The organism is Nitrosococcus watsonii C-113, assembly GCF_000143085.1.
Classification (GTDB): domain Bacteria; phylum Pseudomonadota; class Gammaproteobacteria; order Nitrosococcales; family Nitrosococcaceae; genus Nitrosococcus; species Nitrosococcus watsonii.
Map to the genome: position 1 here is coordinate 3,088,667 of NC_014315.1, position 22,405 is coordinate 3,111,071.

Genomic DNA, 22,405 nt, shown 5'->3' on the forward strand with positions numbered 1-22,405 from the left:
ATACAAATCTCCCCTAGGCTCGTTTTTTTTTGGAACCGCTAGCAAGCTTATCGGCAAGACGCGTCGTCTCTGGAAGCCGATAACGCGTAGTACACGCCATTACATACTGGATGGCGGTAAGTAGGCTAATCCGGTGGCCTATCGAGATAAAAACAGGGCGGACTTTGAGGCGCGTGCGTAATACAGCGCCTATCGTCTCACCCTTATCGGCTAAGGGTGTCCAGCCGCCGCGCTCATCCGGTGCCGGCCCATGTTGGCCGGTCAAACGGGTTTTAGCCACGCCAATGCTCGGCAAGCCGGTAAGCACCCCGAGATGGCAAGCGATCCCAAAACGGCGCGGATGAGCGATTCCCTGACCATCGCAAAGCAGCAGATTTGGCGTCACGGTTAATTTCTCCAGCGCCGCCAATACCGTGGGACACTCCCGGAATGATAATAGTCCGGGAATATAAGGAAAGTGGGTGGGCCGCCGGGCAACGACCTGCTCAACCAAGCTCAAATCAGCAAGCTGGAGAACCACCACCGCAGCCCGGGTGATCTTGCCCTGCTCTTCAAATCCCACATCGACCCCGGCAACAAAACGAACTCGGCCCAAGCGATCTTCAGTAATCACTTGACCAGCAAGCCGTCGCTGCAACGCTACGGCCTCCTTAGGCGATAAATTCCAGGAATGGGTTCTCACTAACACGCCGATGCTATACTACCCATGATTTAAGAGCGAAATCCCTAAGAAACCAACCATTACTTTTGGCCACCAACCCTGACTCAGTTGCTTATCCAATGACTATGACTACTCATTCGACGAAACGACTTATTCTCTACCATACCGCAGGCTGCCATCTGTGCGAAGAGGCGCGCCGACTGCTGGCGCAACTTCCTGAAATTACCGCCGAGGAAGTAGATATCGGGGATGATCCTTTGCTAGCCGAGCGCTATGGAACCGAAATTCCCGTACTCCTGCAACCCGCTTCGGGACTCACTTTGAAGTGGCCTTTCACGCTTGAAACTATTCGCCAGTGGACTCCCGCTGGACAGTGATAACCCCGCCCTGCATGAAGAATATACTTTTCTGTACTTAGGAGGATTTTAGGAAGATGCCTGACTACATCCCCATAAATTGTAACTTTCATGACCGCCTTGAAGCACTTGCTACCCTCCGCAAGCAGTGCCAAATCGTTTACCAAACTGCTGACGGCAAAGTGATTGAAACGCTAGATACCATCGCCGATATTTATACAAAAAATAAGGAGGAATTTACAGTGCTAGGCTCAGGCGAAATTATCCGCCTGGACAGACTGCTCGAAGCCGATGGACAATCTTATCTAGAGATGGATGCTTCTTGAGAGCATTAAATTAAATGCCAGCTACTTTTGTCCCGTTGCACAACGGATCAATGGCCGAAGGTCACGGCAATCAAAAATGAGATATACCAGCCCTGCTAAAAGAGCTGCAAGCGCTAAACCTGCTGAAACATAAGTCCGAGCCCCTGCTGAGAACGGTGCACCACGATAGCGGATAGACGGTGTATTTTAATCAAAGAGTCAATCGGGAGCACGAAAACCAGCTTAATGATCCTATCCTCAGGAATTCGTAGCGCTCCAACTTCGATAAATGCGCCGGTTGCGCTAAGATTTTTCACGCGGCAGCATTGGGGTTCCTGTCCTAACCAGGATAAATAAACTTTAACCGCGCTCTGTCTTCTTGAATTTTGGCGGCGTTCCATTTTTTTGCTAGGAAAGCGTGACATTGCTCATTTACTCCCAGAATAATAATAGTTTGAGAGCAAGATAAACCCACCGAAAGAAAATTCCAAGGCTACAGCGGACGCCTTCAGTTTTTCAGCCTGCTTGCTCTTTATAACAAAATTTGAGCACGATTCATGCCATTCCGATTTTATTTACCTCACCTTGAGAAGGTGCCTCCATAGAATGTATTTTATACCCTATCCTTCCTAAATTACACCTTATCGGGCTGGGTAAAATATTGCCAACCAACCACAATAGCAATGATGGGCGTAATCAGGGCTGCCACCAACAATAATAGAGCTAAACCATCCAGCCAGGTTATCAACGGTAACAAATATAAAGTATCTTCAGGTTCAAAACCCGCAAAACCAGGCTGCTTTGTCGCTGCTTTCCCGGAACGTTGTTCAATTTCGTTACGAAAATGAAAAATAATAGCGATGGCAATTCCTGCGATCGCTCCCATAAACAATGCCCATCCTCCCAACAGGGAACTGCTGAGACCCCAGCCAATCCCTATAAAGAGACCAATAGTTGCAACCGCATCCGTTATAAGATCATAAAAATGGCCAGCACGGGACTGCTTGCCGCTCATTCGGGCTAGTTCACCATCGGTATGATCGAGAAAAGTCGATATAACCCACAACCAAGCGGCCAAATTGAGCCACTCCCCACTCCCAAAACACAGCGCCGCGCCAAGTCCTGTCACCAGCCGTAAGGTTGTCAGATAATTAGGTGTAACCCAAGTGTTACAAAGAGGCCGGACAAGTAAGGCCGCAAGGCGCGCATCCCACGGAGTATTGATCATTAAGAGATTAACCGGATTTTAAGATCGCTTTGTAAAAAAATGATAGCTATAGAGTGTTTTTTAAAGAGGAAAAATAACTAACAAACCAAGGGTAATACGATAGAATCAAGGCTGCTATATGTAGTTGCTATATTTTTCAGGTTTTTTTTAAAACCTTATTAATTCATAAACCTAACCGATCCCACATCTCATCAACCCGTTTTTTAACTGCATTATCCATGGTAATGGGCTGACCCCACTCACGCTGGGTTTCACCTTTCCATTTATGGGTAGCGTCAAAACCGATCTTGGAGCCAAGGCCCGAAACCGGCGAGGCGAAGTCTAGATAATCAATGGGCGTGTTTTCAATGATGACGCAATCCCGCGCTGGATCCATGCGAGTTGTCATAGCCCAAATGATATCCTTCCACTCCCTGGCGTTGATATCCTCATCCGTGACAATCACAAACTTAGTGTACATAAACTGGCGCAAGAAAGACCAAACACCGAACATCACCCGTTTCGCATGTCCAGGATATTGTTTCTTCATGGTTACCACGGCCAGCCGGTAGGAACAACCTTCGGGAGGCAAATAAAAATCGGCAATCTCCGGGAATTGCTTCTGCAAAATAGGGATAAAGACTTCATTGAGAGCTACCCCCAGGATCGCGGGCTCATCCGGAGGACGTCCCGTATAGGTACTATGGTAGATAGGGTGCCGCCGATGGGTAAGACGCTCAATAGTAAAGACGGGAAACCGCTCTACTTCATTATAATACCCGGTGTGGTCGCCAAAGGGACCCTCCTCGGCTTCATCACCAGGCTTCAAGCAGCCTTCCAGCACGATTTCGGCGCTAGCGGGAACCTGCAATTCGCTACCAAGGCAGCGGGTCAATTCGGTTTTTGACCCTCGTAACAATCCAGCAAAGGCATATTCCGATAAGGTATCAGGTACCGGAGTCACGGCGCCAAGAATAGTCGCCGGATCAGCACCTAGAGCAACCGCTATGGGAAAAGGCTCGCCAGGATAAGCTTGCTGCCAGGCTTGAAAATCTAGCGCCCCACCCCGGTGAGCGAGCCAGCGCATAATGACCCGGTTAGGTCCTAAAACTTGCTGGCGATAGATACCCATATTCTGCCGCTCTTTATAAGGCCCTTTAGTTACGACTAAACCCCAGGTAATCAAAGGGGCCACATCCCCGGGCCAGCAAGTCTGGATAGGAATCTGGCTTAGATCTACCTGGGAGCCTTCAAGAATGATCTCCTGGCAGGGGGCAGAGCGCACTATTTTTGGCGCCATATCCAGCACCTTTTTAAAAATGGGTAAAGCCCGCCAGGCTTCTTTCATACCCCGGGGCGGATCGGGCTCCTTAAGAAAGGCAAGGAGCTTACCTATTTCCCGCAGTGCGGCTACCGATTCCTCCCCCATGCCTTGGGCTACCCGCCGGGGAGTGCCAAACAAGTTGCCTAGCACAGGCATCGACGCCCCCTTGGGGCGCTCAAATAACAAAGCTGGACCTCCCGCCTGGAGCACCCGATCACAAATCTCGGTCATCTCCAAATAAGGGTCTACCTCCACCGTAATCCGCCTCAGCTCCCCTTCTGCTTCCAGCTTGGCAATAAAATCACGCAGATCTTTATATTTCATTGACGAAGTTTAACTGGGAATTTACAACGGATCACCACTCATAAAGATTTAAGAAGGCCGGCCTTGCGCTTGGCTCCTATGGCCTATCGTATATCTACTCCCAAGCAGTTTAAAATAGCATCCCGGCTTGGTGCTTCTAGTGCGATGAAAAACGCTAACAGCCACTCACGGTAAGGCATGAGACACTCATTTCGAGCAATAAAATATTTGCTCCCTGCAAAGGCCCATTCCAGCACAAAATTCCCAGGCTGATGAGCAATCGCCATGGATAATCGCTCGAATTTTTCTGAAACGACCATCTTTTGATTTAAACCTAGCAGCGCCGCAATCTCAAAAGCCTGCAAGGGGATCTTTATTTGAGGATCAAGATCAGGGTTGGCCAGCAATTCCGCAAAATGTTCAATGGCCTCGGCAAAACGACCAGTGGTAAAACACTGTTCCGCCAACTGGCTGCGGGCTTCCCCATCCTTGGGATGAGAATCGAACCACTGCCGACTAAGAACAAAAGCCTCTTCAAAAGCAAACAGCTTCTCATGATAAAGCATACTGGCTCCATAATAGGCTTCTGCATTATCAGGATAGATTTGGAGTAAGCGGACAAAACCCGTGGCTGCTTTGGACCAATCTTCGAGCGCGCACCAAATTTGAATTAAATGATACTGGGTTTGCTCCCAATGCCAAGGAAGCGCTTCAGGCGTCTGAACCTCCAGCGCCCCTTGGCAAGCTGCTATCGCTTTTTCCAATAACTGCCGCCCGGCTTCTCCTTCCGTCTGGATACCTTGTTCCCGCAACGCGATTCCCAGGTGGCTCTGGGTCCACGCCCAGTCCTGGGGTAAACGCCATCGGGTTTGCACCTCCAGCGCCCGCCGGTAAGCCTCTACTGACCCCTCTAGCAACCGGTGTCCGGCCTCCCCTCCTATCCGGACTCCCTGCTCCCGCAAAGTAGTCCCCAGGTGGCTCTGGGTCCACGCCCAGTCCTGGGGTAAATGCCATCGGGTTTGCACCTCCAGCGCCCGCCGGTAAGCCTCTACTGACCCCTCTAGTAACCGGTGTCCGGCCTCCCCTCCTATCCGGACTCCCTGCTCCCGCAAGGTAGTCCCCAGATATGCCTGGGTTCGGGCCCAGTCCTGGGGTAAATGCCATCGGGTTTGCACCTCCAGCGCCCGCCGGTAAGCCTCTACCGCAGCCGATAAACGATAATGCAGCGCCGCTCCTCCTTTAGCCCGAATGCCCAATTCATGGCAGGCTCTCCCCACCTGAACCATGATAACCGCCCATAAATGAGGGGTTATCTCTCTCAACACACATGCCAGGGCCTGCTCATAAGCAATTAAAGCTTCGTCAAAAGCGCCATTATTGCTGTGGGTATCGCCCGCGAGCCGAAAACTGCTCACGGTTTCTTCCGTGAGTTGCTCCAATTCCTTGCGTACTTTAGCGAGCTGCTTCGCTTTTCCTTCTGCCGCTTCCCGCAGCAGCTCACCCGCTCCGCTAAAGTTTTTTTGGCAAAGGCGATGCACCCATGTTTTCAGCTCCGCATCTAGTTCGCTTTGATTTTGGGCACTCACGGAAAGACAGTAATTAGAATGAGTTCGCTAGGTATGCTAAGCAAAAGTCGCGATGACGGGAGCATGATCAGAGGGGCGCGGCAAACGACGAGGTTCCTTATCAATAACACATCCCATACACTTAGATACTAAAGCTTTACTAATCAAAATAAGATCGATACGCAACCCCCTATTACGATGGAAAGCTCCTCCCCGATAATCCCACCAACTAAAGGACTGCGCTTGCTGCTCAAACAAACGAAAGCTATCCTGAAATCCTAGAGCAAGAATTTCTTGGAGCGCTTCTCGTTCCGGCGTGCTGCAAAGGATAGTCTCATGCCAAACTTCAGGATCGTAGACATCCTGGTCCGCTGGAGCCACATTAAAATCACCTAAGACAATGAGTTTGGGATACTCAACCAAAGCTTCCTGTAAATAATCTTTTATCCGTCCCAGCCAGTCCAGCTTATAGGCATATTTTTCTGATCCCACTTCGCTGCCATTGGGAACATAGAGATTCAGCACGTGAATATCATCCAACGTCACTCCCAGAATGCGCCGCTGGGAATCTACCAAGTTGGGGAGATCGGTCAAGATATCTTTGGGCTCTTGGCGGCAGAGGATAGCGACCCCATTATAGGTTTTTTGGCCTGAATAAACCGCATGATAGCCGATGTCCTTAAAGGCTTCCTGGGGAAAGTTCTCATCCACCAGCTTGGTTTCCTGAAGCGCCAGGGCATCAGGCTGATGGATTTCCAACCAATCCACCACTTGGGAGAAACGCACCCGTAAAGAATTGACATTCCAAGTCGCAATTTTCACCTTTAAAGCTCAGGCGGCAATACCACTGTGGCGGAGCAAGGCGTCGATGACAGGCTCTCGGCCCCGAAATTCGATAAATAACTCCAGGGGATCACGGCTGCCTCCCTGCTCTAAAATGCTGCTCATGAAGGCCCCACCCGCCTGCCGATCAAAAATACCTTCTTCCTCAAACCGGGAAAAGGCATCCGCCGACAAAACCTCAGCCCACTTATAGCTATAATAACCGGCGGCATAACCGCCAGCAAAAATATGACTGAAGCTGTGGGCGAAACGATTAAAGGGCGGCGGCTTGACAACGGCAACCTGCGCCCGCACCTCCTGCAGCATCTCATCAATCCGGGCGCCTTTTGCAGGGTCATATTCCAGATGTAGGCGAAAATCGAACAAGGCAAACTCAAGCTGGCGGACCATCATCATCCCCGAGAGAAAATTTTTGGCCGCTAACATACGCTCAAACAATTTCCCGGGGAGAGGCTCATCGGTTTCAACATGACGGGCAATGAGATCCAATGCTTCCCGCTGCCAACACCAGTTTTCCATGAACTGGCTAGGCAGTTCCACCGCATCCCAGAGCACACCGCCAATTCCAGCCACACTAGGATAATCCACCTTGGTAAGCAGGTGATGCAGCCCATGGCCAAATTCGTGGAACAAAGTGATCACTTCATTATGGGTGAACAGAGCGGGCTTATCGCCTACCGGTGGTGTCAAGTTACAGGTCAAATAGGCCACCGGAATTTGTAGTTGACTTCCCTGGCGCTTGCGAGATAGGCAATCGTCCATCCATGCCCCACCCCGCTTGTTGCTGCGGGCGTAAAGATCCAGGTAGAACCGTCCCCGCAACTCGCCGCTGTCATCGAAAATATCGAAAAAACGCACCTCGGGATGCCAGGTATCCACATCTTTGCGTTCCCGGATATCCAGGCCATAGAGATAATTGACGATGGTAAATAATCCTCCTAGCACCTGTTGGGCCGGGAAATAAGGCTTGAGTTCCTCCTGGGAAACGGCGTATTTGTGCTGCCGCAGCTTTTCTCCATAATAAGCCACATCCCAGACTTGGAGTTCATCGACACCATACTGTGCTTGGGCAAAGAATTGAATCTCGGCAAAGTCCCGCTCGGCCACTTTCTTGGAGCGTGCGGATAAATCATTAAGAAAATCCAGTACTTGCTGAGTATTTGCAGCCATTTTGGTGGCCAGTGATCGCTCGGCATAATTGGCAAAGCCAAGCAGTTGCGCTACCTCGTGGCGCAAAGCCAGGATTTCTTCCATGATTCGAGTATTATCCCAACGCCCCCCGTGGAGACCCTGATCCGAGGCGCGGGTAACGAAAGCAGTATATAGTTCCTCCCGCAGCTCCGGATCATCGGCGTAGGTCGTGACCGCAATATAGGAGGGTGCTTCCAAAGTCAGCAACCAGCCTTCCAGACCTGCCCGTTCCGCTGCCTGGCGTGCTTGGGTCCGCGCTCCCTCGGGTAATCCCGCCAGCGCCACCTCATCCGTAAGATGTTTACGCCAAGCTTGCGTCGCATCCAACAGATTTTCCTCGAATTTGGCGCTCAAACCAACTAACCGCTGCTGAATAGCTTTGAAGCGAGTCTTCTTTTCCGATGGCAAGATCACGCCTGATAGCCGGAAATCGCGTAGGGCATTGGCAATAATTTTTTGCTGGGGAATACTCAGGCTTGAATACTCAGCGCCTTCAGCAATTGTTTGAAAGGCCCGGTACAAGCCTTCGTTTTGCCTAAGCTCAGTAGTAAATTCGCTAAGCTTAGGCAAACAAGCATTATAAGCCCGCCGCAATTCATCGTTATTAACCACCGCGTTCATATGGGAAATGGGGGACCAAACGCGGTCAAGGCGCTCCTGCAGCTCTTCTAATGGCTGCACTAGATTATCCCAGGTGTAGGCGGCAGGGCGGGTAAGCAGTTGCTCGATCAAAGTCCGCCCCTCCGCTAGAACGCAGTCAATGGCGGACTCCGCATGGGCTGGCTGAATCTTTGAAAAGGGAGGTAGGCTCGCAAATTCAAGGAGTGGATTGCTCATCTTGATCCCAATTATAATCCAAAGCTAACATACTTCCTAAACTTTACCAGATAAAGGCTCTCGCAAGAACAATGACTTACAATACCTGCACCACCACCATAGTAGCATCGTCTTCAAAAGTTCTCCTATGGCGAAAAGCTTGCAGCCGTTCAATGATGGCCGCGATAATCTCCCGAGGCTCCGATCCCCTTTGATGATATTCATTAAGCAAGTCACAGAGGCGCTCAATTCCAAAAAAATCGCCTTTTTTATTCTCGGCTTCAGTGATGCCATCAGTGTAGAGAAAAAGCATATCTCCCCGTTGCAGGCTCACGGAGCACTCCTCGAAAACAACCTCTTTATTTACGCCAAGCACCAACCCATCCGCGTCCAGTTGCTTGCAGCGTTGCCCTTGTCGAAACAATAATGGTGGAAGATGGCCCGCATTAGCATAGGTCAATTGGCGTGTCACTGTATCGTAACGCAAATAACAGAGAGTGATGAAAAGATCGGATCGATCCAAATCTTCATAAAGTGTTTTATTAAGGCTAGATAGCGTCTCCGCCACCGTTCTATGTAAATGAAACTGCGCCTTTAGCGCGCTTCGCGCCTCGACCATCAACAATGCCGGTCCCACGGAATGCCCCGAGACATCCGCAATCACAATGTCAATGGTATTATCCCGCCACTGAAAATGATCAAAATAATCTCCGCCCACATGGGTGGCGGGGAGGCAATGGCCCATGATTTTTACCGTCGGCAATATCAGCGGGGCGGAAGGAAATAAGGATTCTTGGATTTGCTGGGCGATTCGCATTTCGTTTTGGGCTACTGCCAGCTTCACCCGTGCTTGCCGAATAGCCTCTTCCGTTTCTTTTTGCTGGGTAAGATCGCGCAGAAAACTGCTAAACATGTAACTGCCCCCTACATTTAAGGGCGAGACGGTCAGCTCAACCGGAAATTCATGCCCATCTCGATGCAGGGCGCTCAGTTCAATTCGATTACCCAAAATGGGTCCCTTGCCAGTATTTAAAAATCGCCGCAGCCCCTGCCGGTGAGCTTCCCGATGACGGGGAGGAATAATGGTATCGGCTAATGACGCTCCCAATACCTCCTCCCGCTCCCAACCAAAAATTTTTTCAGCCTGGGGATTCCAGTCGGTAATTAACTCGTCGGCATTCATCAGGATGACGGCATCCAAGGCATTCTCAATGATCAACCGGGTTTGGGCTTCACTCTCCCGCAAGGCCACCTCAACCCGCTTCCGCTCGGTGATATCTTCTTGAATCGCCAAAAAGTGGGTAGGATTACCCTTTTCATCACGAAGCGAGGTGATTGTCTCCAAGGCCCAATAAAGCTCGCCACTTTTTTTCCGATCCTGAATTTCATCCCGCCATTCACGACCCGCGCGAATGGTTTCCCATAATCGCCGGTATTGCTCAAGAGGAGTTTTTCCAGATTGTAGCAAACTCGGATTTTTACCGATCACTTCCTCGGCCTGGTAGCCAGTTAACCGCGTAAAAGAGGGATTCACATATTCGATGTTGCCCTTGAGGCTGGTGATCAGAATAGCATTGGGACTTTGCTCCAACGCACGGGAAAGCATAAATACCAGCTCGTCGGTCCGCCGGGTGGCAGTAATATCCCGATCAATACCACGCCATTTGAGCAAATGATTTTGCTCATCAAAGATAGGCGTTGCCATCGATTCGGTAAAAACAAGGTGGCCATCCTGGTGCTGGTAGCGGCGGATAAAACGCTGAACCCCCTCCCCTGTCTCAGCGCCTTGCTGCATTTTCGAGCGCAGCGCCTCCGCCTCCTCGGCAGGAGCGAATTCATAATAAAACCGCCCCATCAACGTCTGACAAGAATAGCCCAAAATGGCATTCACACTGGCACTACAATAAGTATAACGGCCCTCGGCATCTTGCTCCCAGATCCATTCCTTTGTCATGGCGGCGATCTGGTTAAAACGTTCTTCGCTTTCTTTAAGAGTTGCCTTGACGGCCTCCAGCTCAACCGCTTGCTGAGATAAGCGTTCTTTCAGATTAACGAATTGCCGGGGTAACGCTTGGTCAGCAAATTTTTCTTTAGCCAACTCGCGCTCTAACTCCAATTCGGCACGGATAGGATCAGTTTCTCGTTTACTCATTACCTATAGACACCGATCAAATTGCTCGGCCGGCGCGACTCAATAGCTACCATAACTCCCAATTTACCTATTTCCTTAAAGAATCCTCCACTAACGCACATTAGAGATCAATAGCCTTTCCATCCTCCGCCTACCCCCAAAAACTTTCCCTAACGGAGATGGCTTGTTCAAATAACGTTTTTGCTGTGCTTATATTCTAAAAAAGCGCACACTTACGTACCGCCTCTATCCTAATAGAAGAGAAACAAGTAGAACTCGTTTAAAGGATAACTCCTTAATAGGAATCTGAGCAAGCGAGAAAAGCAATCGCTCCCTGCTTAATTAAAATAAGAAATCAACGGGAAATCCCGGCGCTTCAGCAGGACTACGAACATCCCAGATGGCCGTATCTCCTAACTAAAAACAAGCTGCCCTGATAACCCCTCCCCCTAGAGCAGGAAGTCCTTTGAGTTTATCAAACCGCTAGACTAGAAGAAAGACGGTTTCGGCCAAACCAGAAACCCCGTCACTTTAAAGATAGGATCTATCCTGAAAATAGTCTATACAAAATATCATATATTATGATTTTTATATGCCGTTAGGCAGGAAGGCCTAATATTTTTCGCAGGAGAAAAAATGTATATGATTTTTTCTCCTGCGAAAAATATCTCGACGGCAAGGATGAAGTAGCGGTCCCTGGATATAGTATTGATGAACTTCAAAAATGGAGCTATTCCCGCCATTGTGAATATTTCTCTACCAGAGGGGAAATTAACCGATATTCGGGCTGCAGACTTACTGCGTTTGCTAGAGATTTCTCGACAACTCGCAATCATCACGGATCTACAAAAATTATTAACTACCATTGAGCACACGGCATTAAAAATTTTTGCCTGCGAACGAGCCACCGTATTTGTCTTTGACCATGAGACTAACGAATTATATAGCTACGTAACTTCCCGATCAGAAAAAATCCGCTTTTCAGCCAAACAAGGAATTGCAGGAGACTGTTTCCATAATAACCACATCATAAAAGTCTCCGATGCTTATAAAGATCCTCGATTCAACCCCGCTGTGGATGATGAAACTAAATTTAAAACGCAAAGTATACTTGCTTGTCCACTAACCACCCATGACCAAACTCCAATCGGGGTATTACAAGTACTGAATAAATACAGCGGAGAATTTAATCAATGGGATGAGATATTACTTAGAACTTTGAGCGCGCAATGCGGAGTAGCTCTGGAAAGGCAATTTCTTCTGGAACAATTCGTGGAAAAACAGCGTCTTCAGCATGATATAAATATTGCCCGGAAGATTCAACAACATCTTCTGCCTAAGCAGTCACCAGCAGTAGAGGGCTTTGATATTGCTGCTTGGAATCAGCCGGCAGAAGAAACGGGTGGTGATTTTTTTGATTATCAACCACTCATTGACGGCCGTTTGATGTTAACTATCGCCGATGTGACGGGACATGGTATTGGCCCTGCACTGGTTGCCGCGCAATGCCATGCACTGCAAAGAGCAGTTTTTTCTCTCCTGCCGGAGATTCAACAAGTTGCTACGCTCGTCAATCGTTTATTGTCGGAAGATATTCCAGATGACAGGTTTGTAACAGTATTTTTTGCTTTATTATCGCCCCGTGACCAAGAACTTGTTTTTACTTCCGCAGGACATGGGCCAATTTTATTATTTCAAGCAAAAAATAACCAAATACAGAAATTACCCACCCATGGACCGCCCATTGGGATACTTCCCACTATCATTTATGAAGGGCGGGATCGGGTACTCTTCAGACGAGGAGATATGCTTATTACCTTTACCGATGGTTTTTTTGAATGGGTGAATTCAGAGGGTAAACCCTTTGGAATAGAACGGATTTGCAAAATCGTCAAACACTACTCAACGCTTCCCGCAGCTGAAATTATCCAACAGATTTACCGTGAACTCCTCGCCTACACCCAAGGTGTTTCCCAGTCTGATGATCTTACAGCATTAATCATCAAAAAGAATTAAAATTAATCATCATTAATTTACCCTCTCTATATGAAGAGTTTTTCTGTATAAAACCCAAAACGGAAAGGCCCAAAGTAATAAATGCTGGTAAGAGAAGTATCCACGGGTAAAAAAACGGTTCATTCCTGAACCACATCGCGCTAATAAAAACTTGAGTTAGACCCTAAAAAACCATTTTGCAATAATTAGGATCACTATAGCGTATGGCCCCTTAGCTTGCTGCTAAGAATAAAGCATCCAGGTAACCATCCCCTTGACCTTCCAGTAACTGGAAGGTGGAGAGTCCAACTTATAGTTAGAATAGGCCCGGTACTGAACTTAGCTAAAAAGGGAGTGATAGGCTCATGTTAGAAATATCACGCTTAACCACGGATCAAGAATCTTCCCCCGCACCCCCCCTTAAGAAAGCGGCACAAACACTTGTCTTGCCCATCAAGGGCATGACCTGCGCTACTTGCTCAACGCGGCTAGAGCGAGTACTCAACAAAATCCTTGGGGTAGTAAAATCCCAGGTCAACCTAGCATCGGAACAAGCCAACATTACCTTTGACCCGCAACAAACCTCCCCCCAGCGGTTCTATCAAGCCATTACTCAGGCGGGCTTTAGCGTGCCCCTGGAAGGGATGGAATTCCATATTGGAGGCATGACCTGCGCCACCTGCTCAACCCGGCTGGAAAAGGTATTCTCTCGGCTAACCGGAGTCAGCGAAGTAACCGTTAACCTAGCGACAGAGCGAGCGCTGTTAAAGGCACCGGCAGGGATGCTGCCTCCCGCCGCTGTCATTGCGGCTGCTCAACGAGCTGGCTTTACCGCAACACCCTTGTCCAATCAGTCGGAAAAACGGAACCAGGATGAGACCGAGAAAATAGCCGAGGAACAACGGGAATGGAACCAGTTACTGCTTGCCATACTCCTTACCTTACCTTTAGCTTTGCCCATGTTGCTCATGCCCTTCGATATCCATGCCGACTTGCCCGCTGGGATTCAATTCCTACTGGCCACGCCAGTACAGTTTTGGGTCGGCCGCCGCTTTTATAAGGGCGCTTACCGATCATTGCGCGGTGGGAGCGCCAACATGGATGTGCTAGTTGTCCTCGGCACCTCCGCAGCCTGGGGACTCAGCACCTGGAATACGCTTGTGCCAGGTACGGGTAGCGATCTGTATTTTGAAGCCTCAGCCATGGTCATGACTCTGATTCTACTTGGTAAACGTCTCGAAGGAAGAGCAAAACGAAGCGCGGCTTCAGCGATCCGTGCTCTAATGGCGCTCCAACCCGGGATTGCCCGAATAGAGCGGGAAGGGAAAATACTCGAAGTTCCCATTGAGCAAGTCGCAAAAGGCAATAGTGTCCTAGTGCGGGCAGGAGAACGGGTACCTGTTGACGGCGTTATCCTGGAAGGCTACAGCCAATTGGATGAGTCTCTCATCACCGGTGAGAGCCTGCCAGTATCCCGGGGAGAAGGAGAGACCATTACCGGCGGCTCAATTAATGGGGGGGGGCTACTGCGCGTTCGCGCTACTACCGTGGGGGCTGAATCGACGCTGGCGCGTATCATCCGCCTGGTAGAAGATGCCCAAGCCAGTAAAGCGCCGGTGCAAAAATTAGTAGACCGGGTGGCCCATGTCTTTGTCCCGGTCGTGGTAGCTTTGGCCCTGCTAACCTTTGCTGGCTGGTGGTGGTTAGAGGGATCGACAGATACCGCATTTATAGCAGCCATCTCGGTACTCGTCATTGCCTGTCCCTGCGCCCTGGGCCTCGCTACACCTACCGCCTTGATGGTAGGAACAGGCGTTGCCGCTCGTTATGGTATTTTAATTCGGGATGCGGTGGCACTGGAGCGGGCCCAAAATACCAATACGGTCGTGTTTGATAAAACGGGAACACTTACCGAGGGCCAACCCACCCTTGTCGAGATACTTGCGGTAGGAGGTATTTCCGAGGAAACATTGCTGCAATGGGTAGCTTCTGCCCAACAGGGCAGTGAGCACTCCCTAGCCAAAGCGGTACTGGCTAAAGCGCAGGGACTTCCCTTGCATCCGCCTCGGGATTTCCACAGCCTTCCTGGACGAGGTCTCCGCGCTCAAGTCCAGGACCGGACTCTAATAATAGGTAATCTTCGTCTAATGCGGGAACACCAGGTGGACGTCACCTCTTTGTCGGTCCGCGCCCAAGGACTTGAGGAAAGCGGCCATACCCTCATGTGGGTGGCGGAAATCAACTCAGCAGCCCCATTGCTGGGCGTGCTAGCCGTCACTGATCCCATCAAAAAGACCGCGCCGCAAGCGATAGCTGCATTACGAGCGCAAGGCTTAACTACAATGATACTGAGCGGGGATAACCCGCGCGCCGCTCAGGCAGTGGCCGATAAAGTAGGTATCGACCAAGTAATTGCCGAAGTTTTACCTGAAGACAAGGCGGCACATATTCAGGCATTACGGACCAAAGGTTGCCATGTGGCGATGATTGGCGACGGGGTCAACGATGCTCCGGCCTTAGCTGCAGCGGATGTGGGGATGGCCATGGGCACCGGCACCGATGTGGCCATGGAAGCCGCCGGGATTACCCTTATGCGTGGCGAACCCACTTTGGTGGCGGCAGCCTTGTCTATTTCCCAGGCGACCTACCATAAGATTCGCCAAAATCTTTTCTGGGCTTTTATTTATAATGTCATCGCTATTCCTTTAGCGGCTTCAGGGATGCTAAGCCCAGTCATAGCAGGAGCAGCGATGGCCCTGTCCTCGGTAAGCGTCGTTTCGAATTCTTTACTATTGCGGCGCTGGCAACCAGAGAACTAATAAATTATTTCATCTTTTTAAGGAAAGTGACCATGGAAAAAACTTACAAAGTAGAAGGCATGACCTGCGGAGCCTGTGCCCAATCCGTAGAAAAAGCGATTAGTGGGGTAGCGCCTACCGCAACTGTCAAGGTCGATTTAGAAAACAACCAAGTGACCGTCACTGGAGTCGAGGACGATAACCTGGTCGCTCAAGCTGTGGAAGACGCTGGCTTTGATTACGAAGGGCCGGTCTTTTAAAAAGGATTAGGAATAAAAATCAAGATGAACATTGGTGAGACCGCAAAACGAGCTGGGCTACCGGCCAAAACTATCCGTTATTATGAAAGCATTGGTCTAGTTTACCCTCCGCGGCGAGGAAGTAACGGCTATCGGCGTTACGATCAAGAAACCGTTCATATCCTCCAGTTTATCAGGCGGGCTCGCGGACTTGGCTTCAGCGTCGAGGAGTGCCGCAATTTGCTCTCGCTGTACCGAGATAAAAACCGGGCTAGTGCTGAAGTTAAACGTCTCACCAAGCAACGGGTGGCTGACATCGATACCAAAATTGCCGAACTCACCGCTATGCGGACCACGCTTACTCAGCTTATCGAACGTTGCCAAGGCGGCCAGCGGCCTGATTGTCCCATTCTGGAAGGTCTATCCCAGCCTCAACCTAGATATTAAATAGAAGAAAAGCAATGACTCCCACTATAATAAGCGCGCATCCCTTATTGTAGACGATGCAGAAAGGGTATGAGTACCTCCTTTGGCGATGAAGCTTAGAGAGAGGCTTAAAGAAAATAACGGGTGGAGTCATCGCTTAGCGTTGAGAACGTAGGCGGCGGTTTGATAAATGCGCTGGATAGCATACGGTCTGTCCCCTCTAGTAGCTACGAGTTCGCATAAACCCAATGCTTTATAGCTTATCGAACTCCAATATCTCTCGATATGAGCGGAGCATAGAGTCAGCGCCAGCGGTAGGAGACGTATTGGAAATGTTTTTAAGCCAACCTCTACTTATGCCCTGCTGTACGCCGCATTAAAAGGAGCAGATTAATCCCCCGATGCCACCGTACTTATCCGTTAGCTTCTACTTGCAATTCACCCTCTATATGAGTTACTTCCCATCGCGTTTGCTCGCCTTCGCGCCAAAAGCGCAATGCCACCTTTGCATCCCTAACAGTTAGATTTGTAAGTTCAAGGTCAGGCAGCCAATCTGGCAAAGTAGGATACACTTTCAGACGCTGCCTTACAGCATCGGGTTCAAGGCCTAGAATGGCGTTAATAAATAAAAAAATCGCTCCCGAAGACCATCCCTGGGGAATGTTGGCATCTATATAAGGCACAGGAAAATTATTTGGACGACGCTCAATTCCCCCAAAAACCTCCGGCAGCCTACCGCCATCGAAGTACTTAGCAGCGGTAAAGATACCTTCTGCAATCTGATTAGCCTCTTGAAAGTATCCATACTTCTTCAGTCCATATGCAATCAATGAGTTATCAAACGGCCAAACACTGCCACGTTGATAGCTAATCGGGTTATAGCCTCTGTTCTTAGACGAGAGAGTACGTATGCCCCAGCCGCACCACATATCTGCTTGGAATAGCCGTTGCGCAATTTTATGTGCTCGTTCCTCAGGCACAATACCAGTCCATAGCAGTTGACCAGGATTCGAGGTAATAGTGCGAATTTGCTGCTTATGGCTATCTAACCCTAAGCAGTAAAATTCTTCTGACTCCATCCAAAAACGCTCATTAAACCGTTGATAAAGATCATTGGCTTTCTGGCGCAGTTGCGTTGCTCGCGCCTTTTCACCCCAACGCTCATAAAGCTCAGCCGCCTCTTTCCATGCCTTATAGACTTCGCCCTGGACTTCACACAATGCAATCGGAGGGTCAACTAGTTCACCATTTGGATAAATAATCGCCTTGCCCGAATCTTTCCATCCTTGATTGCGCGCTCCGCTTTGGGAACGGCTCAGATATTCCACAAATCCATCGCCATCAAAATCACCATAATTGTCAATCCAATCCAGCGCCTTCTTGAGTGAAGGCTGACACTCATCGAGCATACCGGCGTCAGCGTTCCAACTATAGGCTGCGGCAAGGGTGATAATCCAGAGGATGGTGGCATCCACCGTTCCATAGTAAGGCGTGTATGGGAGCACATGTAGTTGCGCCAACTCACCGCACCGGAGTTCATGGGGCATTTTCCCAGGCTGAGCATCCCGCCAATCATCTACTTTATTTGCCTGTAGCTGAGCCAGTCGCACAACAGTGGCACTGGCAAATTGGTGATAAACAGACAGGCTCTGTAAACTGACAATTAAAGAGTCGCGTCCGAATACAGTCATAAACCAAGGAATACCTCCTGCCGGCATCCATAATTGGTTACCTTTGTCCTCTACTTTAATCTGCAATGCCCCTATATCCATAAGAGCTTGTTGATAGCAAGCTACAACATCCGCGTTAGAGGATTGTATTCGCATTGCTTTTTCAATAAAAGCGTTCCGTTCCTTGCCAGCTTCAGTTGTATGGTCGAGAGAGTAAACTTCTGGCGGTTTGAATTCTTTACCATCCACTAAGGCAGTATAGTTAAGACCGAGATGCCAACTCTCTCCTGGCTCAAGGGCAATATCGAACACGAGGCGACCATTAGCATTATGAGGCGGCGAACTAGCATTATTCGTTGTAATGATTAGTCCCCGGTGGAACGATTCGCCGCTATGATATTGTACGGTGAGTTTGCCATCCTGCCATGTTGTTTCAATGTGGCCACGGATCAACAATTGTTTCGACTTGACTTGAAAGATATCAGCAAAATCGGAGCGAATAGACAGTACCATTTGAAACATGACCTGTTCTTCATGCCAGTTCGTAATATCAATGTCCTCGTGCATGCAATTGACTAAATCGCGCTGTTGACTAACTACTAAGCAGTTCTTAGGTAATATCCCCTTTAAAGTTTCTAATTCAGAATTAGTATATACGTAGAGTGCGCTATGATGAGTAATGTTACTAGATGCTAGTAGGAGGAGTCGGTGACGATTAAGTGTAAGCTCATAGTGAGAAATCAAGCGGGTATCTTGTACAAATAGACCTTCCGCCTGATTTTCATCAATTGCGCCATCGGCAGAAGTAACAAGGAAGGTAGATCCATCGTTAAGAATGATTCTACCAGGCTTGACCGTAATCTTTGCTAGCATAACCCACCTCGCTTTCTGCACGTTAAGGGCCCTTAGAGTATCGGGAGGCAACACTAGCGGGCCGAACCTTAGCTCTGCCGGCACGTTAGCAGGCAGCGCGAATATTCAAAAACCAATAACAAAGTATAGGAGATATAAACCTCTTTTTGTTAATCTAGCATGGGCTAAAAAGGAGGATTGAAGTATCGGAGACGGGATGGTGAGTTATGGAAGAAATAAGCGGATAAGATGGCGCTCGTAAAGACTCAAAGAGCCACATACTTTTTACGACTCTGGTACTGTAGCTCAAGAGGAGGGGAGGTTGAAAAAATGAGCCGGATTAAACCAGTAGTGATCAAGTTCCGTAGGTATTTTAAAGATTTAATATGTAAGAAACGCGACGTATATTCGCTAATTATGGCTGCTTATAATTAATTCATAGCTCTGGCTACTTCCCACGCCCTATCCACTCGGGTAATGGATGTAGCGAAAGGAATAAAGGCCCCCGCTTGCATAGCGGGGGCCTTTATTTTTAAACGGTCAATAGGTAAGGATGGGGCTCTTTACATCATGCCCATATCACCCATACCGCCCATACCGCCCATACCGCCCATACCAGGCGCACCGCCAGGAGCGCCCTCCTCGTCCTTTGGCGCCTCGGCAATCATCGCCTCGGTGGTGATCATCAGACCCGCCACACTAGCGGCATTTTGCAGAGCTGTCCGGCTAACCTTGGTGGGGTCCAGGATTCCCATGGCAATCATGTCGCCAAACTCGCCGGTGGCGGCATTGTAACCGTAGTTACCCTCGCCTCCCTTGATCTGGTTAACGATGACAGAAGCCTCTTCCCCAGAATTGTTCACGATTTGGCGCAGAGGTTCTTCCATGGCGCGACGGGCAATATTAATGCCCACATCTTGATCATGATTTGCGCCTTTAAGATCCTTGATGCCCAGCAGAGCCCGAATCAGCGCCACCCCACCACCAGGAACTACGCCTTCTTCCACCGCCGCACGGGTAGCGTGCAGGGCGTCTTCCACACGGGCTTTTTTCTCTTTCATCTCCATTTCGGTCGCAGCGCCCACCTTAATGACGGCCACACCACCTGCCAATTTAGCAACCCGCTCCTGGAGTTTCTCTTTATCGTAATCAGAAGTCGCTTCCTCAATCTGTATCCGGACCTGCTCGACCCGGGCTTTAATATCATCAGCGCTACCCGCACCATCTACAATGGTGGTATTTTCCTTGTTAACACTGATTTTCTTAGCCCGGCCCAAATCATCTAGGGTCACTTTATCCAAAGAAAGACCCACTTCCTCGGAAATCACTGTGCCGCCGGTCAACACGGCAATATCTTCCAGCATGGCCTTACGGCGATCCCCAAAGCCTGGCGCCTTGACCGCGCATACTTTAACGATACCGCGGATGGTATTGACCACTAGGGTTGCCAGCGCTTCGCCCTCCACATCCTCGGAAATCACCAGTAACGGCTTACCTGCCTTGGCTACGCTTTCCAACACCGGTAGCAAGTCGCGGATATTAGAGATCTTTTTATCATGGATGAGGATATAGGGATCATCCAGTTCCGCCGCCATGGACTGCTGGTCGGTGATGAAATAGGGCGAGAGATAACCCCGATCAAACTGCATTCCTTCCACAACTTCCAGCTCATTTTCCAAGCCAGAACCTTCCTCGACCGTAATTACCCCTTCCTTACCTACCTTATCCATGGCCTCGGCAATGATTTTACCGACGGACTCTTCCGCATTGGCGGAAATCGTCCCTACCTGGCCGATGGCCTTGCTATCCTCGCAAGGCTTGGAGAGCTTTTTCAGCTCTTCAACCGCAGCCGCCACTGCCTTGTCGATGCCCCGTTTAAGGTCCATGGGGTTCATGCCAGCGGCCACCGCCTTCATGCCCTCGCGCAATATGCCCTGGGCCAGTACGGTTGCCGTGGTGGTCCCATCACCGGCTACATCGGAAGTTTGAGAAGCCACTTCCTTGACCATCTGCGCGCCCATGTTCTCGAACTTATCCCTAAGTTCAATTTCTTTAGCGACGCTAACGCCGTCCTTGGTAATGGTGGGCGCGCCAAAGCTCTTCTCCAGCACCACATTCCGCCCCCTGGGACCCAAGGTCACACGTACCGCATCGGCTAAAATATTGACGCCATGAATCATGCGATGGCGCGCATCTTCGCTAAATCTTACATCCTTAGCTGCCATATTGTTTCAATCCTCTGTTGCTAATTTCGTGATTACTTCAAGCTTTCGTTGCGTTGCCAGCCCGGTCTTAACCTTCGAGCACCGCCATGATATCGTCTTCACGCATCACCAGCAGTTCTTCGCTCTCGACCTTCACATCAGTGCCAGAATATTTGCCAAAAAGCACCTTATCCCCTACTTTCACGTCAAGGGCGCGCACTTCTCCACTTTCAAGAATTTTGCCATTGCCAACGGCAACGACTTCACCACGAATCGGCTTCTCAGCCGCTGTATCTGGAATCACAATACCGCCAGAGGAAGTTTTCTCTTCCTCCATACGACGGACGATAACGCGATCATGAAGTGGACGAATCTTCATTAACTTCTCCTCGTTACTTTATAAAGTTAAATTAAGGAAATACACGAACGCTTGTTATGGGGACGAGCACTCCAAGTTTCAAGAGCATTATTAAAAAATATTAGCACTCTCATATAACGAGTGCTAATGATAGCAATATCACAACACGAGTCAACAGAAAAAACGCGAAAGAACTCGCCTAGCAGGAGGCGCAAGGCACTGACGAACAGGGATTAAAGTTCGCAGAGAGGAGGTTAGCGGAGGAAAGTCAAGTTCTTATTCGTCTTCCCGTTTAGCTTGGCCGTCAATAATACGAGGACGCTGGCGATGGTCAGAATCTTCCGGCCCCTGGCCCTGGCGGTATAGGGTGACTTCAACGCCATCGCGTTGCAGGGCGCGCCTTGCAACCCATAACAGAAAGGCCCGGCGGACAGGAGGAATAAGCCCCAAGAATCCTAAGGTATCAGTAAAAAAACCAGGGGTCAGTAAAAACATGCCGCAGACCAGCAACAATGCTCCTTCCAGCATCTCTAGCGCCGGCACTTGGCCACGGGCTATACTGGCCTGAACTCGGCTTACGGTAGAAAATCCTTGCTGGCGCAATAAAGCCGCCCCCACCACCGCCGTGACTATGCATAAGAACACGGTCCAGCCAGCACCCACGGCACTGCCAACACGGATCAGCAGGTAGATCTCAATTAGAGGAAAGGTAAGGAGAAAAACAAAAAGTAAGCGAAACATTTAGTAACCGATATTATCAGTAGTTGATTTCAAGTATACGCGACCTAGCTTGCGATGTCGCCTTGACTTATGGCTGCTAAATCGTTTTAATGGCGACCAAACAATTTAAGTATAGCCGGTTTTCAAGGCCAGGTAGCTCAGTCGGTAGAGCAGGGGACTGAAAATCCCCGTGTCGGCAGTTCGATTCTGTCCCTGGCCACCAAATAAAACAATAGCTTAATTAAACATAGTATCCCTAAAATTAATTTTTTGTCTGTATAATCCTGCTGTAATTAAGTCCAAAAATTGAGCTTAGGGCACCCCTTTTAGTCACTTTTCTAGTTTATCCATCGCACTCTGGATGTGCTCGCTATTGGCATGAGCATAGCGCTCTACCATCGACAGCGTTTTGCGACCGCTAATCCGTTTGATAGCCATCAG

At 49.4% G+C, this 22,405-nt stretch carries 18 protein-coding genes and 1 tRNA gene; 7 read left to right on the forward strand and 12 right to left on the reverse strand.

What is annotated here, in order from left to right; genetic code table 11:
- Window positions 1-13: 13 nt before the first annotated feature.
- On the reverse strand, window positions 14-688 hold the full coding sequence (gene nfi / locus NWAT_RS14095) for a deoxyribonuclease V (RefSeq protein ID WP_013221709.1): 675 nt from the start codon (window positions 686-688) through the stop codon (window positions 14-16).
- Window positions 689-780: 92 nt separating this feature from the next.
- Between nfi and NWAT_RS14100 the strand changes: the two genes are divergently transcribed.
- Both NWAT_RS14100 and NWAT_RS14105 read left to right on the forward strand, forming a co-directional pair.
- Window positions 781-1,038: a glutaredoxin family protein gene (locus NWAT_RS14100; RefSeq protein WP_013221710.1), complete on the forward strand. Its 258-nt coding sequence runs from the start codon at window positions 781-783 to the stop codon at window positions 1,036-1,038.
- 56 nt (window positions 1,039-1,094) lie between these two features.
- Entirely contained in the window at window positions 1,095-1,343 is a 249-nt protein-coding gene (locus NWAT_RS14105; protein WP_013221711.1) for a hypothetical protein, read from the forward strand.
- 113 nt (window positions 1,344-1,456) lie between these two features.
- Here NWAT_RS14105 and NWAT_RS14110 read toward each other — a convergent pair whose 3' ends face one another.
- The 7 genes from NWAT_RS14110 to NWAT_RS14140 form a co-directional block, all read right to left on the reverse strand.
- Window positions 1,457-1,747 carry a PilZ domain-containing protein gene (locus tag NWAT_RS14110; RefSeq protein WP_013221712.1) on the reverse strand — a complete coding sequence of 97 codons (291 nt, stop codon included), beginning with the start codon at window positions 1,745-1,747 and terminating at the stop codon, window positions 1,457-1,459.
- 209 nt (window positions 1,748-1,956) lie between these two features.
- On the reverse strand, window positions 1,957-2,550 hold the full coding sequence (locus tag NWAT_RS14115; protein WP_013221713.1) for a CDP-alcohol phosphatidyltransferase family protein: 594 nt from the start codon (window positions 2,548-2,550) through the stop codon (window positions 1,957-1,959).
- 163 nt (window positions 2,551-2,713) lie between these two features.
- Entirely contained in the window at window positions 2,714-4,177 is a 1,464-nt protein-coding gene (ubiD, locus tag NWAT_RS14120) for a 4-hydroxy-3-polyprenylbenzoate decarboxylase (protein WP_013221714.1), read from the reverse strand.
- Window positions 4,178-4,260: 83 nt separating this feature from the next.
- Window positions 4,261-5,742: a tetratricopeptide repeat protein gene (locus tag NWAT_RS14125; protein WP_013221715.1), complete on the reverse strand. Its 1,482-nt coding sequence runs from the start codon at window positions 5,740-5,742 to the stop codon at window positions 4,261-4,263.
- Between the two features lie 36 nt (window positions 5,743-5,778).
- A complete protein-coding gene (gene xth / locus NWAT_RS14130) occupies window positions 5,779-6,543 on the reverse strand; it encodes an exodeoxyribonuclease III (RefSeq protein ID WP_013221716.1) in 765 nt (254 codons plus the stop codon).
- Window positions 6,544-6,552: 9 nt separating this feature from the next.
- The gene (gene prlC / locus NWAT_RS14135) at window positions 6,553-8,592 is read right to left on the reverse strand and encodes an oligopeptidase A (protein ID WP_013221717.1); all 2,040 of its coding nucleotides are present in this window, start codon (window positions 8,590-8,592) and stop codon (window positions 6,553-6,555) included.
- A gap of 76 nt (window positions 8,593-8,668) precedes the next feature.
- Window positions 8,669-10,723 carry a PAS domain S-box protein gene (locus NWAT_RS14140; protein ID WP_013221718.1) on the reverse strand — a complete coding sequence of 685 codons (2,055 nt, stop codon included), beginning with the start codon at window positions 10,721-10,723 and terminating at the stop codon, window positions 8,669-8,671.
- Window positions 10,724-11,413: 690 nt separating this feature from the next.
- Here NWAT_RS14140 and NWAT_RS14145 point away from each other — a divergent pair.
- The 4 genes from NWAT_RS14145 (at window position 11,414) to cueR (ending at window position 16,181) form a co-directional block, all read left to right on the forward strand.
- Window positions 11,414-12,718, forward strand: coding sequence for a SpoIIE family protein phosphatase (locus NWAT_RS14145; protein ID WP_013221719.1), 1,305 nt, complete (start codon window positions 11,414-11,416; stop codon window positions 12,716-12,718).
- Window positions 12,719-13,062: 344 nt separating this feature from the next.
- Window positions 13,063-15,516, forward strand: coding sequence for a heavy metal translocating P-type ATPase (locus NWAT_RS14150; RefSeq protein ID WP_013221720.1), 2,454 nt, complete (start codon window positions 13,063-13,065; stop codon window positions 15,514-15,516).
- Window positions 15,517-15,548: 32 nt separating this feature from the next.
- On the forward strand, window positions 15,549-15,755 hold the full coding sequence (locus NWAT_RS14155; protein ID WP_013221721.1) for a heavy-metal-associated domain-containing protein: 207 nt from the start codon (window positions 15,549-15,551) through the stop codon (window positions 15,753-15,755).
- Window positions 15,756-15,779: 24 nt separating this feature from the next.
- Window positions 15,780-16,181 (forward strand): Cu(I)-responsive transcriptional regulator, encoded by a 402-nt coding sequence (gene cueR / locus NWAT_RS14160; protein ID WP_013221722.1) that lies wholly within the window; start codon window positions 15,780-15,782, stop codon window positions 16,179-16,181.
- A 392-nt stretch (window positions 16,182-16,573) separates the two neighbouring features.
- On the opposite strand, the gene NWAT_RS14165 is transcribed toward cueR, so the two are convergent.
- The 4 genes from NWAT_RS14165 to NWAT_RS14180 form a co-directional block, all read right to left on the reverse strand.
- Entirely contained in the window at window positions 16,574-18,703 is a 2,130-nt protein-coding gene (locus NWAT_RS14165; RefSeq protein ID WP_013221723.1) for an amylo-alpha-1,6-glucosidase, read from the reverse strand.
- A gap of 542 nt (window positions 18,704-19,245) precedes the next feature.
- The gene (groL, locus tag NWAT_RS14170) at window positions 19,246-20,907 is read right to left on the reverse strand and encodes a chaperonin GroEL (protein WP_013221724.1); all 1,662 of its coding nucleotides are present in this window, start codon (window positions 20,905-20,907) and stop codon (window positions 19,246-19,248) included.
- A gap of 67 nt (window positions 20,908-20,974) precedes the next feature.
- On the reverse strand, window positions 20,975-21,265 hold the full coding sequence (gene groES, locus NWAT_RS14175; RefSeq protein ID WP_011331096.1) for a co-chaperone GroES: 291 nt from the start codon (window positions 21,263-21,265) through the stop codon (window positions 20,975-20,977).
- Window positions 21,266-21,520: 255 nt separating this feature from the next.
- Window positions 21,521-21,985: an FxsA family protein gene (locus tag NWAT_RS14180; protein ID WP_013221725.1), complete on the reverse strand. Its 465-nt coding sequence runs from the start codon at window positions 21,983-21,985 to the stop codon at window positions 21,521-21,523.
- A gap of 126 nt (window positions 21,986-22,111) precedes the next feature.
- Between NWAT_RS14180 and NWAT_RS14185 the strand changes: the two genes are divergently transcribed.
- A tRNA-Phe gene (locus NWAT_RS14185) sits at window positions 22,112-22,187 on the forward strand.
- Window positions 22,188-22,405 lie beyond the last annotated feature (218 nt).

What these genes read in the sequence shown, in the direction of transcription:
- NWAT_RS14100 (WP_013221710.1), top strand. Translation starts at nt 781, where the DNA reads ATGACTATGACTACTCATTCGACGAAACGACTTATTCTCTACCATACC.
- NWAT_RS14105 (WP_013221711.1), top strand. Translation starts at nt 1,095, where the DNA reads ATGCCTGACTACATCCCCATAAATTGTAACTTTCATGACCGCCTTGAA.
- NWAT_RS14110 (WP_013221712.1), bottom strand. Translation starts at nt 1,747, where the DNA reads ATGTCACGCTTTCCTAGCAAAAAAATGGAACGCCGCCAAAATTCAAGA.
- NWAT_RS14115 (WP_013221713.1), bottom strand. Translation starts at nt 2,550, where the DNA reads ATGATCAATACTCCGTGGGATGCGCGCCTTGCGGCCTTACTTGTCCGG.
- ubiD (WP_013221714.1), bottom strand. Translation starts at nt 4,177, where the DNA reads ATGAAATATAAAGATCTGCGTGATTTTATTGCCAAGCTGGAAGCAGAA.
- prlC (WP_013221717.1), bottom strand. Translation starts at nt 8,592, where the DNA reads ATGAGCAATCCACTCCTTGAATTTGCGAGCCTACCTCCCTTTTCAAAG.
- NWAT_RS14140 (WP_013221718.1), bottom strand. Translation starts at nt 10,723, where the DNA reads ATGAGTAAACGAGAAACTGATCCTATCCGTGCCGAATTGGAGTTAGAG.
- NWAT_RS14145 (WP_013221719.1), top strand. Translation starts at nt 11,414, where the DNA reads ATGAACTTCAAAAATGGAGCTATTCCCGCCATTGTGAATATTTCTCTA.
- NWAT_RS14150 (WP_013221720.1), top strand. Translation starts at nt 13,063, where the DNA reads ATGTTAGAAATATCACGCTTAACCACGGATCAAGAATCTTCCCCCGCA.
- NWAT_RS14155 (WP_013221721.1), top strand. Translation starts at nt 15,549, where the DNA reads ATGGAAAAAACTTACAAAGTAGAAGGCATGACCTGCGGAGCCTGTGCC.
- cueR (WP_013221722.1), top strand. Translation starts at nt 15,780, where the DNA reads ATGAACATTGGTGAGACCGCAAAACGAGCTGGGCTACCGGCCAAAACT.
- NWAT_RS14165 (WP_013221723.1), bottom strand. Translation starts at nt 18,703, where the DNA reads ATGCTAGCAAAGATTACGGTCAAGCCTGGTAGAATCATTCTTAACGAT.
- groL (WP_013221724.1), bottom strand. Translation starts at nt 20,907, where the DNA reads ATGGCAGCTAAGGATGTAAGATTTAGCGAAGATGCGCGCCATCGCATG.
- groES (WP_011331096.1), bottom strand. Translation starts at nt 21,265, where the DNA reads ATGAAGATTCGTCCACTTCATGATCGCGTTATCGTCCGTCGTATGGAG.
- NWAT_RS14180 (WP_013221725.1), bottom strand. Translation starts at nt 21,985, where the DNA reads ATGTTTCGCTTACTTTTTGTTTTTCTCCTTACCTTTCCTCTAATTGAG.